Genomic DNA, 17,731 nt, shown 5'->3' with positions numbered 1-17,731 from the left:
AAAATTTTATCATTTAATGATTTTAAAGAGCCAGAAAGCTATATTTCAGCAGAAATAAATAATCTTACATTCTTTTATAAAACAATTTTCATATTTAATTTTTGAAGTCTCAGGGTCTGAAAAAATTGTAATGAAAAGCAAAACTTAATTGTATTTTTATTGCACCAAACACTAACCATCCCCTTTCAATGTTTTAACATGAAACAGCTGTTTACATTTTTTTTATTGTTTTATTCATTGACCAATTTTGCGCAAAACAATAATTCTTTTAAACACCTTAATGTCGAACATGGTCTTTCACAAAGTTCAGTTTTATCTATCACTCAGGATGCAAGGGGCTTTTTGTGGTTCGGTACCCGCTTTGGATTAAACAAATACGATTCAAGGAATTTCAAAATTTATAAGCATGATCCTAATGATCCGGGAAGCTTAATTAATTCAGAAACTTTATCAACAATTTTATTGGCAAAAGACGGAACAATCTGGATTGGTTCGCCTTCGGGATTAAACAAATACAATGAAGATCAGGATAATTTTGACCATATGGTTCATGATTCAAAAAAGCCTGAGGGCCTAACAGAATCACGGATAAACTGTATTTTTCAGGATCGGGAAAACAGAATTTGGGTTGGTACTGCTAATGGTTTAAACCTGCTAACGGATAAAAAGAAATATCACTTCCAGCATTTTCTATATCATAAAAAATTACCTCAACAGATTTACGCTCTGGCTCAGGACCATAATGGCGACATCTGGATTGGCACTTCCAATGGTTTAATGATCATGAAGATTAAAAATGGCAGGGCAACTTTTCAGTTTTTAAAAGCTTTTAGCGATCAGATTAATCAGGTAAATGATAACCATGTAACCAGCATAGTTGAAGATCGGGAAAATAACATTTGGATTGGAACCAAACAAACTGGTTTAAGCAGGCTAAATTTACAAACTAAAGATTTTGTAACTTTTAAATATTCCAGTTCAAATACAAATGGAATCAGCAGCAATAACATTAGAAAAATCATCTTAGATCAGGAAGGTAAACTCTGGATTGGTACTTTACATGGAATCAGTATTTATAACCCTCAGACAAAAACCTTCAGCACCTTACAAAATGAACCTGAAAACAAGAAAAGTTTGAGTCAAAACTCTGTTTACGATATCTTTCAGGATAAACAGGGTATTATTTGGGTGGGGACTTATTATGGTGGCATTAATATGATTTATCCAAATTATACCCCCTTTAATGTATACAGAAGTTCAAAAAATGGATTAAGCAGTAATGTGATTAGTTCGATAACGGAAGACACCAATCATAACCTTTGGATAGGCACTGAGGGTGAAGGGTTAAACTATTTCGACCGAAAAAAAAACACCTACACTCATTTTAAATACAACCCTAACAATCCTAAAAGCTTAAGTTCAAATCTGGTTAAATCAATTTTCAGAGATAAAAAGAATAGAATTTGGGTGGGCACACATTTGGGTGGTCTTAATCTGTATGTTCCGCAAAGCAACAGTTTTATCCGCTTTACCAACAAACCCAATGATCCATCAACTATTAGTTCTGATGCGGAAATTTCCAGTATTTTTGAAGACAGTTATGGCCGTTTTTGGATTGGAACCAGTAATGGCTTAAATTCACTTGATCCCAACACAGGGAAGTTCGTCAGAAAAAAAATTAACGGACTATCGGATGCTGTATTTTATATTTTTGAAGACTCGCGACGCAGACTCTTTGTTGCGACAAACTCAGCGTTATACATTCTTGACCACAATTCTGACCGCTTTAAATTTTTACCATATGAAACTATAAGCTGTATTACCGAAGATAAAAAAGGTGTAATCTGGCTTGGTACCTTGCGCAACGGAATTTATAAACTGGATGCTTCCAACCGTAAAATTGGAGTACTTAGCCAGAAAGATGGCTTACCAAGCGACAACATTGTAGGTATACTGGAAGATGACAACCGTAATTTTTGGATTAGTACGGATAATGGTTTATGTAAATATAATCCGGATCAAAAATCTTTTAAAACCTATAACATTAAAGATGGTTTGCCGGGAAATGAATTCAATTATAAATCCTTACTAAAGGATAGTAATGGCGAGTTCTTTTTTGGTGGATTAAGTGGTTTTATCAGTTTTATACCTGCCGAAATTAAGGAGAATAAGGTTGCTCCAAATGCAATTTTTACACAACTTAAATTATTTAACAAACCTGTAAAATTAAATGCAGATGATGGCTTGTTAAAAACCAATATCAGTAAACTGAACACCATAACCTTTAAATCGGATCAAAATGTTTTTTCGATTGACTTTACCGTTTTAAATTTTATTAAATCTGATAAAAATGCCTACGCTTATAAACTTATTGGCTTTGAAAAAAACTGGAACTATGTAAGCACACCAACGGCCAGTTATACCAATTTATCGCCCGGCAATTACAAATTATTGGTTAAAGGAAGCAATAATGATGGCTTATGGACCGAAAATTCGACGGAGTTAACCATTAAAGTCCTCCCTCCTTTTTACCAAACCTGGTGGGCGTATTTACTTTACTTTTGCATACTTACCGGGATTTTAATTTTAGGGGTACGTTATTTATTAATCAGGGCAGTTTTAAAGAAAGAGAAAGAAATTAACGAGCATAAACTGGAGTTTTTCACCAATATTTCTCATGAAATCAGAACGCCATTAACGTTAATCGTTGGTCCTTTAGAAAACATTATTGAGCATACCCAGGATAACCCTCAACTGAATAAACAACTGCAACCGATTAAAAATAATGCCGACCGGTTAATGCATCTGGTAACGGAATTATTGGATTTTAGAAAGGCTGAAAGTGGTAAAATGACTTTGCAGGTAAGCCCAGGTGATGTCGTTAAATTTTGCAAAGAAATTTTTCTGGCTTTCCAAAATATGGCCATCAGCAATAATATTGATTACACTTTTGAAACCGAAGCTGAGGAGATTAAAATTTACTTCGATAAAGTTCAGCTCGAAAAAGTGTTTTTCAATATTCTTTCCAATGCGTTCAAATTTACACCAAAAGGAGGCAAAATCAACTTAAAAATAGGCTTGGAAAAAGACCTGGTTCACATTAATATTTGTGATAATGGAAAGGGAATTCCGGTTGAAAATCAAGCCAACCTTTTCAATAACTTTTATCAGGCCAATCCAGGTGATAATATTGGTACAGGTTTGGGGCTATCTTTCTCAAAAAGCATTACAGAATTGCATAAAGGAAACATCTCTTTTGAAAGCAGCCCGCAGCAAAATAACCAACCTGGCTTTACCTGTTTCAGTATTAATTTAAAAACCGGGAAAGATCATTTTCAACCTTCAGATTTTATTCAGGATTATATCTACTATGATGATGCAGCCAATTACACCGTAAAAGTTGCCGGAAATGAAAAGGCAGAGCTGTTGCCTGATGCTGCATTAACAAGAACAGCTGAAAAGAAAGATTACAGCATTTTATTAGTGGAAGACAATGCTGAGGTTAGAAATTTTATAAAAAACTCTTTGCAAAATCATTACACCATTTTTGAAAGTGAAGATGGACAGAAGGGTTGGGAAAATGCAATAGAAACCATTCCTGATCTCATTATCAGCGATGTGATGATGCCGAATATGGATGGGCTTGAATTGTGCAGAAAGTTAAAAACCGATGAAAGAACCAGTCATATCCCCATTGTATTGTTAACGGCAAGATCGGCCTATGTGCATCAGATTAATGGTTTTGAAAATGGCGCAGATGCCTATATCATGAAGCCTTTTAACCTGAGGATTTTAGAGCTTAACATCAGTAATCTTTTAAATGCCCGCGAAACCATTAAAAAGAAGTTTGCCCAGGTAGTTAAGCTCGAGCCTAAAAATTTAATCATTAACACAACAGAGCAAAACTTCCTGAATAAAATCATTGCCATTATTGAAGATCGGATTACTGATCCTGATTTTGATGTACCAACTCTTTCAACAGAAATAGGCATGAGCCAGCCGGTTTTATATAAAAAGATAAGGGCGCTGACAGATCTCTCGGTTAATGATTTTATAAAATCCATCAGATTAAAGAAAGCTGCTCAACTGCTTAAATTAAATCAGGGCAACATTTCCGAAATTGCCTATAGTGTTGGCTTTAACGACCGCAAATATTTTAGTTTGGAATTTAAAAAGTATTTTGGCAAAACACCAAGTGAATTTACACAAGAGCAGCATGTATGAAAATGTACCAGCAAACTTTAAGTCTTAATCAAAAACGCAGAGGATGCCATTTAATCACCAGCGAAGTCGAGCATGCTTTACCTCAAATTTCTGAACTAAAAATAGGGATTTGTCAGGTTTTTATTCAGCATACCTCCGCTTCTTTAACCATTAACGAAAACGCAGATCCAACGGTTAGGGTTGATTTTGAAATGTATTTTAATAAAACGGTTCCTGAAAATGATCCGGACTATGAGCATGATTATGAAGGTGCTGATGATATGCCCGCTCATTTAAAAGCCTCATTACTGGGAAATTCGGTTACCATTCCAATTCGAAACGGTAAACTTGCTCTGGGCACCTGGCAAGGTATTTATTTGTGTGAACACCGTAACTACGGCGGATCGAGGAAGTTGATTATTTCGGCCTGGGGAGAATAATCTGAACCCATTTTTATCTCAAACAAAAAGAGCCGGTTAAACCAGCTCTTCTTTTAAAACTTATCGTTAAAGGCAATTTCTATTTAGCCTTAATCCATGCAGCAATATCATTAATCAGCGTTTCTGATACACTTACCGCAACCTGATATTGAGCAGTACTGCCTTTTTCAGTTTGAGGACTGAATAAATGATTCAATTCCGGATATAATTTAAGTCTTCCATTTTTCTTTTTACCTAAGGCTTCGTTCCATAAATTATAATCGGTTTGACCAATCTGAAAATCATTTCCACCCTGAACCACAAATATCCTGGTTTTGCTCATTTTTTTCGCAGCCGCAACCTGATCGTAATTATTTAAATCAGACCAATATGCTGCAGGCAAACCTAAAACAATAGAATCTGGTTTAATTGCGCCAAGTTGGGTAATCCGGCTTTTTTCAATTTGGGTTATTGCATCTGCCAAATTTTTCCGGTTTGCTTCAGTTGTATCTTTCGATAGCTCGAACATGTATTTATTTTGGTCCAGAATAATATCCGTCAATTTTCTTGCTGGTGCGGCGGCTAAAATTACACCAGCCAAATCCGGGGTTAAAGCTGCAATTCTTGGTGCAAGCATTCCACCTAAACTATGGCCGAATAAATAAATATTTTTTTGATCAGCGCCAGAAACGGTTTTAGCCATTGCAATTGCAGCCGTTGCATCGTCTAATACTTCCTCTTTTACCGTAAAAACCTTTGCAAAATCATTCGGATATACCAGTGTTCTTTTTACATACCTTACTGATCCAATTCCTTTTGCAGCCAGCCCTGCTGCAATATCTTTAAAAGGTTTATTTGGGCCAACAGTTTCATCCATATCGCCGGGACCGGAACCGTGAACAAAAACAACTACCGGAAAGTTTTTAACGTTTTTTGGCGTTGTAACTATCGCAGCAAGCTGATGCCCCGGTGTATTCAGGTACACAGATTTTTCTGCATAAAGATTGGTATCTGCATAAGCAGGTTTTAAATATGCCTTGGCACCCTGAGCCGGCGTCAGAAAAAGACCTACAATTTTTTCAGCTTTATTAAAACCCAATATAAAGTTCTGACTTCCATTTTCAAATTTACCTTCAACAGTTACTGTAAAATATTCGCCCTGAACTTTACTCTGAATGGCATCGAAAGTATCGGCCTTACCTAGCTTGGCATTTAAATCAGTCCAAAGTTTTTGCAATGCCTCCTGTGTAATTTTAGTTTTTACACTTTCATCAAAATAATTGTGTGCTTCCGGAAATTTCCCCTCCTGCATTAAAGTAAAAAATTGATTGGCACTGTTAAACAGGTTTATAACGTTTTGCGAAAAGGCCGTTGTTGTAAATAAAAATAAGGCTGCTACGAATAAAATACTTTTTTTCATGTATTCAGAATGTATTGTTTGGTTAAGTACAATATATCAAAGTTAATAATATTTGATTCTGAATCTGATTAAAATAAACTAATCTTTTAGTTTTTATTCATTTCTTAAAGGTTCGTAAGTCAGCACAACAATACCACAGTTAAAAGTATAAGTACCAATGAGACTTAAACAGGCTTTATTTTTAAAAATGGTTTTCCCTCTTCCAAGAACTGCTGGATTAACAAAAAGATGTATTTCATCCAGTAATCCATTTTCTATCAGTGCCGAAACAAACTGACCACCCCCATATACAATCATATCTCCACCACTTGCCTGTTTTAACATTTTTATTTCTTCAACAAGGTTATTAGCCGTGCTGGTGTTTTCCCAAAGAGATTGATCCGGATTTCTGGAAAAAACAATTTTGGTTGTATTTGCCATTTTCTTTGCAAAATCGTCTTTTTTACGCCTATTTGCTGTTTTAATCCATTCAGGAATAAGCTTTTCAGCAAGATTTCGACCTAAAATAATGGTATCCACAGGATCGGTTAGATCCTTTGCAAATTGGTTAAGATCAGCACACCAATCCCCCATCACCCAATCCATTTCGCCCAGTGTACCTGAAACAAACCCATCTATAGACGTTTGTATTTGTAACTTTAATTTTCTCATTGTTCATAGGTTAAATGGGGATTTTGCAAAATTTATTGCTGTGGCATAGCTGACATATCCATATAAAAGTAAGACCAGATGTGCCCATCCAAATCCTGAAAGCTCTCTTCGTACATAAAGCCATGATCTTGCGGATCTATATTTTTTTTGGCGCCTGCGGCCATTGCTTTACGGACTATTTCCTGTACTTCTTCTTTACTCTCTGCCGATAATGCAATTAAGGATTCCGTACTTTTCGTCGAATCGCAAATTTCTTTTTTAATAAATGTTTTAAAAAAAGGTTCAACAATAAGCATCACAAAATTTTCTTCGCTGATGATCATACAAGTTGCGTTCTCATCTGTAAATTGTGGATTAAAAGTATAACCGAGTTTGGTGAAAAATTCAACGGATTTATTTAAATCCTTTACCGGTAGATTGACAAAAATTTTAGTAGCCATGTTTTCTATATTTTAGGTGATCAATTAACTAACACAAACTTAGCAAGCGAAACGGATAAGTGTAATGTGTATTAAAGACAATTGAAGGGGTGTTTTGCGACAAGTTAATGACTGACAGAAAACAGAAGATTATATTTTTTTTAAAAAAAATAAAGGTGCTACACAATAATTCTTAAAATGAGCGTTTATATTACCGAGAGCGTTAATTTAGATGACGGGGATGCTGCTTCGGCGACGTCCCCGTTTCTTTTTACAGATTTCCTGGAACGTCATTTCTTTTTACTTTATAATTCACAAAAAAAGGGACAATTCAAAAATGTCCCTTTTCAGTTATATGATGGAGTTGAGGATTTTAACTTTTTATTTCTGACGCTTCCTGATTTGTATTTTTGAAATAATCATCAAAATTTTTATTTCTTTTAGGCTTAATGATTATATATAAACCTAAACCGATTAAAATAATTGCAGTCGTAATTTTAGACAAGGCAAAATCAAAAAGGGTGATGTCATTTAGAGTAAATACAGCTCCAATAATGGTTAAGGCCAGCCAGCCACTTCCCTGATAATTTTTACGATACCCGATCCATAACCCGGCGCCAAGCATTATAGTATGCCAGCTAAATACCCAGTGCGGAATATCCAGGCCGATATTTCTAAGTAAAAATGCGGCTCCAATAACTAAGATTAAAATGCCTAAACCTAACTGCTTATCTGTGCTATTTTTTTTGATTGAAGTTTCCATGACTTTGTTTTTTTATTCAAATGTATCACGCAGATGAACACCAGTCTATGGCTTTTCTTTAAACGAATATAAATTGTCGGTAAATGGAATTAAAATGGCGGTTAAAATATTTTGTTTTTATTGAAATGTTCAAAATACCGGTGAAATAACTCTTCATTACGCATTCTTCCTATATCGTACTCCACCTAAGAAATTTATTTCAATGAGGTACAAATCTTATCAGGCATTCTAACTCTTGTCTTTAGGCTTTTTACTTTATTTCTTATCAAAACTTACAATCTCACTGCCTTTGGCCATAATCACTTTCGAGGTAAGCCCGATAAATAAACCATGAGCAAGTAAACCTGTTATCTGATTTAAATCTGTAGCCAGTTTTTCAGGGTCATCGATTAAACCGAAATCAGCATCAATAATGTAATTACCATTGTCTGTAATCAAAACTTCACCTTCTTTTTTTCTTAAAATCCCTTTACCTCCCAACTTAATCAGCTGATCGGCAACATATCGCAATGCTAAAGGGAAAACTTCAACAGGAACTGTAAAAGCACCCAATTTTTCAACTTGTTTTGAGGCATCTGTAATGATGATCGAATTTTTGCTCAGTGAAGCAATAATTTTCTCTCTGAATAAAGCACCACCGCCACCTTTAATCAGATTAAGGGTATCGGTAAATTCGTCGGCCCCATCAATGCTGATATCGATAGAGGACAAAGTTCCCAGATCAAGAATTTGTATGCCTAAAGATTTAGCCAGCTCTTCTGACCGCACCGAACTTGAAGCGGCAGTTATTTTTAAACCTGCGGCTACTTTTTTGCCCAGTTCTTTTATGGCAAATGTAGTGGTTGTACCAGTACCCAGCCCAACCACATCACCATCTTTTACAAATTTTATGGCTTCTTTTGCAGCTAGTAATTTTTCAGCATCCTGTTGATTTTGATCCGTGACTTCCATAAAGTAAAAATAGAAAAAGAAATTCCCTTGCCTGTAATGGAAAAGAAAATATGTTTTATTAAAAAAATTTATCTGTCGTACAATAAATCCTGGTTATATCGTTTATATATCTGAGAGCGTTAATTTAGATGATGGGGATTCTGCACTAGTGGAATCCCCATTTCTTTTTGCTCAAATTTTAAGCATAAAAAAAGTCCTGACGAAAATCAGGACTTTTTTCTTTTTTATAGTTTTTTTATTTCTCCGTTGAGAGAGAATAAGGAAAATCTGCAGGATTAGAACCTCTTTGTTTATTTGGAGTCGATGTCATACCAAAATTCAAAACTGCTCCTTTTTGTAATCCGCTATGGCTGATCCAGTTTTTAGAATATGGTTTTCCATTCAGCTGTAAAGACTCAACATAGCGGTTATCGCTGCTATTTTCTGCCGCATTAATCACAACTGTTTTACCGTTTTCTAAATTTAGCGTTACTTTCTTAAATAATGGAGCACCTAAAACATACTGATCTACCGCTGGGGTAACCGGGTAAAAGCCCATTGCTGAAAATACGTACCAGGCTGAGGTTTGTCCATTATCTTCATCCCCACAGTAACCATCCGGAGTGGCTTTATACATTCTATCCATAGTTTCTCTAACCCAATACTGAGTTTTATAAGGTGCACCGCCATAGTTGTATAAATAAATCATGTGCTGAATAGGCTGATTTCCATGTGCATACTGGCCCATATTGGCAATTTGCATCTCCCGGATTTCGTGAATTACACCGCCATAAGCGCTTTCGTCAAATATTGGCGGCATAGAGAAAACCGAATCCAGTTTGTTTACAAATTTATCATGACCACCCATCAGTTTGGCTAAACCATCAACATCCTGAAACACCGACCAGGTATAATGCCAGCTGTTTCCTTCGGTAAATGCTCCACCCCATTTAAACGGACTAAAAGGGCTTTGGAAAGTTCCATCAGCATTTTTACCTCTCATTAAACCCGAAGCCGGATCGAAAAGGTTTTTGTAATTCATTGCCCTTTTCTTATAAATTTCAATTTCTGAAGCTGGTTTATTTAAAGCTCTTCCCAATTGATAAATGGTAAAATCGTCATAAGAATACTCTAAAGTTTTAGCTGCATTTTCACTGATTTTAACATCAAATGGCACATAACCCAATTCGTTGTAATATTTTGCACCATTACGCCCTACCGCTTCAATAGGTCCTTCGTTATTTGCACCATGTTTTAAAGCGTCCCATAAAGTATTGATATCGTAACCACGGAGGCCTTTTATATAGGCATCTGACACAACCGAAGCCGAATTATTACCCACCATAATATTTGCATAACCCGGGCTGCTCCATTCAGGCAACCATCCGCCTTCTTTATAGTCGTTAATTAAGCCTTCCTGCATTTCTTTGTTAATAGAAGGATAAACTAAATTTAAGAATGGATAAAGTGCTCTGAAAGTATCCCAAAAACCTGTACCTGCAAACATATAACCGGGTTTAATCTCGCCAGTATACGGGCTCCAGTGTACAACCTGGTTTTTAGCATCTACTTCGTAAAGTTTATTAGGGAAGAATAACGTGCGGTACATGCAAGAATAAAAAGTGCGCATCTGATCAATCGTTCCACCCTCAACCGAAATACGGCTTAAAGTTTTGTTCCAGGTTGCTTTGGCTTTAGCTTTTGTAGCATCGAAACCATCGCCGGCCAATTCTCTTTTTAAGTTTAAATCAGCCTGTTCAAAACTGATAAATGAAGAAGCAACTTTAGCTGAAACTTTTTCGCCTTTTGCAGTTTTAAACCCAATAACAGCTCCACTGTGGTCGCTTTCCAGTTCTAAATCCTGGTTATTTAATTTTTTACCGCTCCAGGTTTTAGCCAGTGTAAAATCTTTATCAAAATAAATGACAAAGTAGTTTTTAAAATTCTTAGGCAAGGGGCCACGTGCGTATTTGGTGGTATAACCTATAATTTTACGCTCTTTAGGAAGAATTTTAATGTATGAACCTTTATTTTGAGCATCTACAACAACAAAAGCACTATCTGTTTTAGGGAAGGTAAACCTAAATTGAGCAGCTCTTTCAGTTGGTGTAATTTCCGTTGTTACATCGGCATCAGCCAAATAAACACTGTAATAATAGGGTTTGGAAATCTCAGCTTTATGGCTGAACCAACTCGCACGTTCATCATCGGCAATTTTTATTTTTCCGGTGCCTGGCATAATTGCAAATGCACCATAATCATTCATCCATGGAGAAGGCTGATGTGTTTGCTTAAATCCGCGGATTTTGTCTGCGTCATAAGTATAAGCCCATCCGTCACCCATTTTTCCGGTTTGTGGTGTCCACATATTCATTCCCCAGGGCAAACCAATTGCCGGGTAGGTATTACCATTGGATAAATCGGGCTTAGATTGCGACCCCATTAAAGGATTAATCCACTCAACCGGATCGGTAATTTTGCCTACGTTTTGTGCAAAGCTGGTTGACGCTGCAAAACTGAGTAAGGCGATAAATAACTTTTTCATCTATATAATTTTGTTTTCAGTTGTATTCGGTTTTATTTGTTTTACGCTTGATTACAGTGCCGGATTTTTAACATAATCTGCCCAAAGTGCATCTAAATCTTTTCCGGTTAGTTTGGTCCAGATTTCATTGGTATAGCTATGATCTCTCAAAGATGCATCTACCGTTTTTATCGTTCCTGCCTTTACATTTTTTTCTATCCATGCAAAAAATCTTGCTGTAATGCGGTAGCTATTTTTGTAACTGTGTTCTGGTTTTAATGCCGGCAAAGCCCATTTGGCGCCTTCATTATCTACACCAAATTTATAACGGGCATAATCTGCAATTCCTTCGGTTAACCAACCCGGGCCTACACTATTTCCATAATCCTGTACAATATGCATCACTTCGTGCGTAACCACATCAATATCTTCAGGGTGTTTAACCATCCAAATGGAACTAAAAGTAACTTTTCCGTCGCTTGTAGCCGCAACACCTTTATAAGCTGTGTCTACAAAAAACTTAACCGCTTTAAGTGTTTTAGGATTATATTCTTTTGCTAATTTAGGATAAACTATAAAAAAGGTTTCCATTAATCTTTTCTTTAGCTGCGGATTAAGTGCATCAAAATTACTTTCAAAGGTTAAGGTATAACCATTCTTTTTAATGGTTTCCTGTGCTTTTAAGTTTGTAAACGGACTAATTAGCAGGGCTAAAATGCTTAATAAAACTATTTTTTTCATTTGATTATTTTTAGGAATTGATTAATAATTAAGCGTTGTTTTTTAACAGACTTAAATCTCCACAGCTGGCTGCTCCAATTAATGCTGCATTTTCTTTTAACTCTGATATTTTAATGGCCGTATTGATTTGGTTTCCTTTTAAAGTTGCAATTAACTCCGGAGAAAATTCGCTGAAAGCCTGGGTAATATTTCCGCCAAAAATCACGACTTCAATTTTATATTTTTGAATGATGGGAATTAAAAATTTAGCCAGGTTATTTCCAAACTCCATAAAAATCCGGGTTGCGATGTGGTCTGTATCAATCAGTTCAACAAGTTCTTTTACGCCCGACAGCGTTTTGTTGGTAAGCTGCTGATAACGTTTTACAAACCAGCCGGTTGATAAATAATCTTCGGCAATGCCATTTAAAAACTCAGAGTTCCATAAGGCGGCATCGGTTGCTTTATAATCCAAACAAAATGCAGAACCCAGTCCGGTTCCTAAAGTTAAACCCATAACGCTTGCATTTCCTTTAGCTGCCCCGGCAAAAACTTCGCCCTGTAAAAAACCTGCTGCATCATTTATAAAATGGATATTTTCTGAAGGAACATTTAAACGCAAAGCCAACTCTGTTTTGATATTAACCCCATAAAGTGCCCTGAATTTATCCTGATCTTTAATCAAAGAGATCCCTTTTTCATAATTAAAGGGACCCGGCATTGCAATTCCAATGGTTTTTTCTGCCGTTTCATGCCCGCTAAAAGAATCCTGGATTACCTTACACCATCCTACTAAAATACTTTCAGCTGTTCCGTTAGAATCTATAAACGCTCTTTTTATGGATCCTTCAACCAGTTTTTTCTCTTCTATATCTACAATACCCGTTGTTATATGAGAACCACCTATATCCACGCCTAATGCTACAGGCTTTAATTTCGTTGTTATGCTATCTTCTTTCATTAAAAAACCAAACGCTGCTAATTCTATCTGTTAATACTCTTAATTTTTACCTGATCAGGTTTAATGCCTTATTTTATTCAGCATAGTCTTTGTGCAGATTGCTGTTTTACAATAAATTATATTTTCATTTGAACAGGTAAAACGATTTATGAAATTATAAAAAGTTTTGGATAATCAACCACCTTATTGTGATTATGTTCGTCCCTCTGTTTTTCAAATAATTAGTCATTATTACTTACTTAATGAAAATGGTTTATCGCTTTCCAGCAAGCCTCTGTTTAATGCAGGTTTGTTGTCCATTTCCAGTTTTAATACTCCACCTTTTAAAATATCCTGATGGGTTAAAAAGTTACGTGTATAAGTATTTCCGTTTAACGAAGCTGATTTAATGTATACGTTTGAGGCATCGTTTCTTACAGCATCAATAATAAACTTCTTTCCGTTTTCCAGATTAATAGTGATCTTTTTAAATGCCGGACTTCCAATTACATATTCTCCTGTGCCTGGGGTTACACTGTAAAAACCCAAAGCGCTTAACACATACCACGAAGAGGTTTGCCCCTGATCTTCATCACCCGGATAACCGTTTTCTGTTGCATCGTATAGCTTTCTCATTACCTCACGGGCATGAAATTGCGTTTTCCAGGGTTGGTTGGCATAATTATACAAATACACCATGTGTTGTATAGGCTGGTTTCCATGAGCATATTGCCCCATATTGGCCATCACCATCTCGGTCATTTCATGAATCATACCGCCATAACTTCCAACATTAACTTTGTTGGGCTCGGTAAATACGGAATCGAGTTTTGAAGTGAACTGATTATTTCCGCCCATTAAATTAATGAGGCCCTTGGTATCCTGAAAAACCGACCACTGCCAGTGCCAGGCATTTCCTTCGGTAAATGGTCCGCCCCATTCAATCGGATCAAATTTTGAGGTCCACTGTCCATTCACATTACGCCCTCTCATAAACCTGGTTCCCGGATCGTAAACATTTTTGTAGTTATACATCTGGCGTTCAAAAATATCCATGTAATACTTATTCCCGGTCATTTTTGCCAGTTCATAAGCGCAGTAATCATCGTAAGCATATTCTAAGGTTTTAGCTGTGGCCTCTCTGTATTTAGGATAAGGAACATAACCTAACTGATAATATTCTTTCCAGCCGTCTCTCCCATTCGCGGGTCCCCAGGGCCCTTTATTCGTTGCTTCGTGTAAATATGCTTCCAAAGCCTGTTTAGGGTCAAATGTTCTTATTCCCTTTGCCCATGCATCCGTTAGCAAAGAAATGGCATGGTTACCAATCATACTGCCTGCTTCGCTCGGAAAAGACCACGAAGGCAGCCATCCGCATTGTTCGTAGGCATCAAGCATGGCTTTAACATAACGGCCATGCATTTCGGGTTGTACTAAAGTATTTAAAGGAAATTGTGCCCTGAAAGTATCCCAAAAGCCGGTATCAGTAAACATATAACCTGGATGAACTTTGCCATCGTAAGGACTGAAATAATAAGGTTTGCCAGCCTCATCCAATTCATAAAATTTTCTGGAGAATAAACTCGCCCTAAAAAAGCAAGAATAAAAAGTCTCGGTATCTGCTTGCGATCCTCCTTCAACCAAAATTTTACCTAATGATTTATTCCATACAGCCGCAGCATTGGCTTTAGTTTGTTCTAAAGTTTTATCTTTTCCTAATTCTGTTTTTAAGTTTAATTCGGCCTGCTCCAAACTAATGTAAGATGAAGCGGTTTTAACCTGAACTTTTGCTCCGGCATTAAATTCAACATAAGCCCCTTTTCCTAAACCGTCCGCAAAGGTTGAATCTGCATTAATGGTATTTTTTTTATTCTCCCAGGTTCCATATGCTTTAATCGGTTGATCAAACTGAACAACGAAATAACTTTTCCAGCCTTCTTTAAAACCCTCTCCATTATTTACATATCCGGTTATCCGATTTTGTTTCGCATCAATTTTAACGCCGCTTAAACGGGTGTAACCATCCAAAATTAAAAAGCTCTTTTCTCCTTTTGGGTAAGTAAACCGCAGATGTGCTCCCCGTTCTGAAGGAGAAATTTCTGTTGTAATTCCGTTATCAAATTTTACTTTATAATAATTGGGTTTAGCAATCTCATTTGCATGGCTAAATTTAGCTTCCCGTTTATTTTCATCGACCACCAATTGACCAGTTACCGGCATAAAAGAAAAAACAGCATAATCTCTTGTCCATGAGCTGCACTGGTGCGCCTGCTGAAACCCTCTGATTTTATCTTTAAAGTATTGGTATTTCCACCCATCACCATTTTTACCGGTTTGCGGCGACCAGGTGTGCATTCCAAAAGGCAGGGCTGTTGTGGGGTATGTATTTCCCCTTGTTAATTCGTGTTTGGAGTTTGTACCTTGTAGTGTGTTTACATAATGTACCAAATCCTGCTGTTGCGCCAACAACCCTTTGGCCACCAACATACAGCATAAACCTATTGTTGTTAATTTAAATTTCATTTGTGTGTTTCGTTTGTTTACAGATTGATGCTAACCTCTACACCTTCACTGTAGTTTTCAAATCCCAGTAACAGGGTTTTAGATTTTTCATCCCAAACATTTTGAGTCAGGGATAAATTTTGGCCTTTGGTTTTTGCAGTAATACCCGATGGTTTTACGGGTAATAAAATCCGCATCATGTTATTGGTTTTAGCCGGGCTTTTTGCAATAAATGAATATTGTTTTTTGCCCACCACTTCATTGGTTACTCTTGATGCAGAAGCCAATACTTGTGGCTTGCCCTTGTTTTCGGCTTTATTAATATCGTAAAGATAAGCTTGTGTACCGGGCTGAATCGTTTTTTGTTCAAGCACAGGTAGCGCGGGGTCAAATAAATCAATAAACTGTCCGTTTAAAATCATCGGTTCATCTTTAATTTCGTTTAAAACCACAGCAATGGTAAATGGTCCGCGTTCTAAAACAAAATTGTTTTTTGTAATTAATTCCTTTCCGCTTTTTTCATATGCTTTTTTTACAGTGGCTAAAAATTCAGTATCACCATTGGTTTGCATCACCAGTTCTTTAGGATCTTTTCTAACCAGAAACACCTTTCCTTTTCCCGCCTGATATTCGATAACGCCTTCGGTTACATTAATACCCAGTTGTTTAAATAAATGTTCGGATGGTGCTTTGTATGTATTTCCATTGGTATTCCACCATTCTTTTACGTTTTGAAAAGGATCATTATCTCTTCCGTAATATAAAAGTGTACCTCCGTTTTTAACCCATTTGGCCAGCTCGTTATGGTAATCGGCTGATAGTGGCTTCATGTTCGCATAACTCATAATCAGCACATTAATATCTTTCAGCGTATTTTTATTGGCCAGATTTTCGATGTGAACGGTTTCTACGGGAATGCCTCTTTTTAATAAAGGAATAGCCATTCCATAAAAATTAGACAATTGAGGATCATCATAACCTGCGTGTGTTGGAAAGCGCTGAAACATCATTGAGTTTGATAATAAAACGCCAATGCCATGGCTGCCATTCAACTTATTTTTTGACAGGGGCATTTGATTAAGCGAGTTAACCATGATCTGCATTTGTGTGGCATAGGCAGGAGAAATAGGTTGCTTTTCTGTCTGGCCTTCTACTTTAAATTTACCTTTATAAATGCGGTTTGGCCAGGGCATAATCTCATAATTATCAACCATTGGGTACAGCAGTTGTGCTGTAAAAGTGGCCTGATAATTTACTTTGTAGTCATCCCATGATCTGGTTCTGTCTTCTATCGGATCGGTTAAGAAAAAAATCTTCCTTCCGGTTGGGGCGGTCATCGAAACCATCGAACCGTATTCTAAAAAAGCATTTTCAAATACTCTTTCCTTTTCTATACCATTAAAAAATATAGGCTCTCTTGATGTTCCGGTCCATACCTGAGCAATGTAGCCGTCCATTCCTTCCAGATTGGCCAAACTGGCTTCGGGACTTACGATTTGCCAGGACGAATAGTTAATTAATGAGTGTGTTGGCACATAACATTTAACTCTTTTTCCTTTGCTTTCGCTGTAAGATTTTACGTAGCTAAAAACCTCTTTTAAAGCCTTAAAATAAAGCTGATATTTTAATTTGGATGACAGATAAGTTGCTTCAGGTGATTCGTGTTGCGCCATCCAGGGGAAACCATAGTAAGCCTGCCATTCTTTTTCAAAAGCTTTGCCGTAACCTGCTCTAGCCCAAAATTCAGGTTCTTCCAGATATATTGCGGTAACACCTGCGTCAATAGCCCTTTTAACATGGGTTTTCATATAGGCTAAAAAATTTTCGGAAGGCACAATGTAGGGCACATTTTCGCCATGCCAAATGGTTTCGCCATTGCGCATAACCTGACCTTCATCCAGGTGTTTTTTGCCGTCCCATTGGCCCAGAAAATAATCTTTATACTGTCCCCAGGCAATTCCGGTCATAAATTGTACTTCGTAACCCTTATCCCGGTAACTTTTTACACGTTCTTCAAATTTGCCGCCATCATCGTTTATACCGTAAACCATGGCAATATCTGCACGGATATCGTAATCAGGGCTCCATGGTGCTGAAGCCTGAAAGGATGTTTTTTCTTTTGTTTTTAGCTGAGCGAAGACATTGTTTTGCCCGCAGATAAAAACAGCAGCAGCAAGGGCTGCATAAAAGTTGATTTTCTTCATTTGGAATGATTTCTTCAATATTTAAAAACCAGTTAT

At 36.7% G+C, this 17,731-nt stretch carries 12 protein-coding genes; 2 read left to right on the top strand and 10 right to left on the bottom strand.

The window, feature by feature from the left end; genetic code table 11:
- The first annotated feature begins 198 nt into the window (after positions 1-198).
- Together O0955_RS16065 and O0955_RS16060 are read left to right on the top strand one after the other, a co-directional pair.
- A complete protein-coding gene (locus tag O0955_RS16065) occupies positions 199-4,224 on the top strand; it encodes a hybrid sensor histidine kinase/response regulator transcription factor (protein WP_269428578.1) in 4,026 nt (1,341 codons plus the stop codon).
- A complete protein-coding gene (locus O0955_RS16060; RefSeq protein WP_269428577.1) occupies positions 4,221-4,643 on the top strand; it encodes a secondary thiamine-phosphate synthase enzyme YjbQ in 423 nt (140 codons plus the stop codon). Before O0955_RS16065 ends, O0955_RS16060 begins: the two co-directional genes overlap by 4 nt.
- Positions 4,644-4,722: 79 nt before the next feature.
- Here the strand turns inward: O0955_RS16060 and O0955_RS16055 are convergent, their stop codons facing one another.
- The 10 genes from O0955_RS16055 to O0955_RS16010 form a co-directional block, all read right to left on the bottom strand.
- Positions 4,723-6,042, bottom strand: coding sequence for a DUF3887 domain-containing protein (locus O0955_RS16055; RefSeq protein WP_269428576.1), 1,320 nt, complete (start codon positions 6,040-6,042; stop codon positions 4,723-4,725).
- 93 nt (positions 6,043-6,135) lie between these two features.
- Entirely contained in the window at positions 6,136-6,693 is a 558-nt protein-coding gene (locus O0955_RS16050) for a dihydrofolate reductase family protein (protein WP_269428575.1), read from the bottom strand.
- 32 nt (positions 6,694-6,725) lie between these two features.
- On the bottom strand, positions 6,726-7,133 hold the full coding sequence (locus tag O0955_RS16045; RefSeq protein ID WP_269428574.1) for a VOC family protein: 408 nt from the start codon (positions 7,131-7,133) through the stop codon (positions 6,726-6,728).
- A gap of 352 nt (positions 7,134-7,485) precedes the next feature.
- Positions 7,486-7,875, bottom strand: a complete 390-nt coding sequence (locus tag O0955_RS16040) for a LiaF transmembrane domain-containing protein (protein WP_269428573.1) — start codon at positions 7,873-7,875, stop codon at positions 7,486-7,488.
- 255 nt (positions 7,876-8,130) lie between these two features.
- Positions 8,131-8,826 (bottom strand): ribose-5-phosphate isomerase RpiA, encoded by a 696-nt coding sequence (gene rpiA, locus O0955_RS16035; protein ID WP_269428572.1) that lies wholly within the window; start codon positions 8,824-8,826, stop codon positions 8,131-8,133.
- A 235-nt stretch (positions 8,827-9,061) separates the two neighbouring features.
- Entirely contained in the window at positions 9,062-11,350 is a 2,289-nt protein-coding gene (locus tag O0955_RS16030) for a GH92 family glycosyl hydrolase (RefSeq protein WP_269428571.1), read from the bottom strand.
- A gap of 51 nt (positions 11,351-11,401) precedes the next feature.
- On the bottom strand, positions 11,402-12,070 hold the full coding sequence (locus O0955_RS16025) for a basic secretory protein-like protein (protein ID WP_269428570.1): 669 nt from the start codon (positions 12,068-12,070) through the stop codon (positions 11,402-11,404).
- Positions 12,071-12,098: 28 nt separating this feature from the next.
- The gene (locus O0955_RS16020) at positions 12,099-13,010 is read right to left on the bottom strand and encodes an ROK family protein (protein ID WP_269428569.1); all 912 of its coding nucleotides are present in this window, start codon (positions 13,008-13,010) and stop codon (positions 12,099-12,101) included.
- A 231-nt stretch (positions 13,011-13,241) separates the two neighbouring features.
- Positions 13,242-15,512, bottom strand: a complete 2,271-nt coding sequence (locus tag O0955_RS16015) for a GH92 family glycosyl hydrolase (RefSeq protein ID WP_269428568.1) — start codon at positions 15,510-15,512, stop codon at positions 13,242-13,244.
- Between the two features lie 17 nt (positions 15,513-15,529).
- Positions 15,530-17,695, bottom strand: coding sequence for a hypothetical protein (locus tag O0955_RS16010; protein WP_269428567.1), 2,166 nt, complete (start codon positions 17,693-17,695; stop codon positions 15,530-15,532).
- Positions 17,696-17,731: the final 36 nt, after the last annotated feature.

It is taken from the genome of Pedobacter punctiformis, assembly GCF_027213715.1.
GTDB lineage: Bacteria > Bacteroidota > Bacteroidia > Sphingobacteriales > Sphingobacteriaceae > Pedobacter > Pedobacter punctiformis.
This window is presented reverse-complemented; position numbering and strand designations above follow the sequence as displayed.

What these genes read in the sequence shown, in the direction of transcription:
- O0955_RS16055 (WP_269428576.1), bottom strand. Translation starts at nt 6,042, where the DNA reads ATGAAAAAAAGTATTTTATTCGTAGCAGCCTTATTTTTATTTACAACA.
- O0955_RS16060 (WP_269428577.1), top strand. Translation starts at nt 4,221, where the DNA reads ATGAAAATGTACCAGCAAACTTTAAGTCTTAATCAAAAACGCAGAGGA.
- O0955_RS16015 (WP_269428568.1), bottom strand. Translation starts at nt 15,512, where the DNA reads ATGAAATTTAAATTAACAACAATAGGTTTATGCTGTATGTTGGTGGCC.
- rpiA (WP_269428572.1), bottom strand. Translation starts at nt 8,826, where the DNA reads ATGGAAGTCACGGATCAAAATCAACAGGATGCTGAAAAATTACTAGCT.
- O0955_RS16025 (WP_269428570.1), bottom strand. Translation starts at nt 12,070, where the DNA reads ATGAAAAAAATAGTTTTATTAAGCATTTTAGCCCTGCTAATTAGTCCG.
- O0955_RS16020 (WP_269428569.1), bottom strand. Translation starts at nt 13,010, where the DNA reads ATGAAAGAAGATAGCATAACAACGAAATTAAAGCCTGTAGCATTAGGC.
- O0955_RS16050 (WP_269428575.1), bottom strand. Translation starts at nt 6,693, where the DNA reads ATGAGAAAATTAAAGTTACAAATACAAACGTCTATAGATGGGTTTGTT.
- O0955_RS16045 (WP_269428574.1), bottom strand. Translation starts at nt 7,133, where the DNA reads ATGGCTACTAAAATTTTTGTCAATCTACCGGTAAAGGATTTAAATAAA.
- O0955_RS16040 (WP_269428573.1), bottom strand. Translation starts at nt 7,875, where the DNA reads ATGGAAACTTCAATCAAAAAAAATAGCACAGATAAGCAGTTAGGTTTA.
- O0955_RS16010 (WP_269428567.1), bottom strand. Translation starts at nt 17,695, where the DNA reads ATGAAGAAAATCAACTTTTATGCAGCCCTTGCTGCTGCTGTTTTTATC.
- O0955_RS16030 (WP_269428571.1), bottom strand. Translation starts at nt 11,350, where the DNA reads ATGAAAAAGTTATTTATCGCCTTACTCAGTTTTGCAGCGTCAACCAGC.
- O0955_RS16065 (WP_269428578.1), top strand. Translation starts at nt 199, where the DNA reads ATGAAACAGCTGTTTACATTTTTTTTATTGTTTTATTCATTGACCAAT.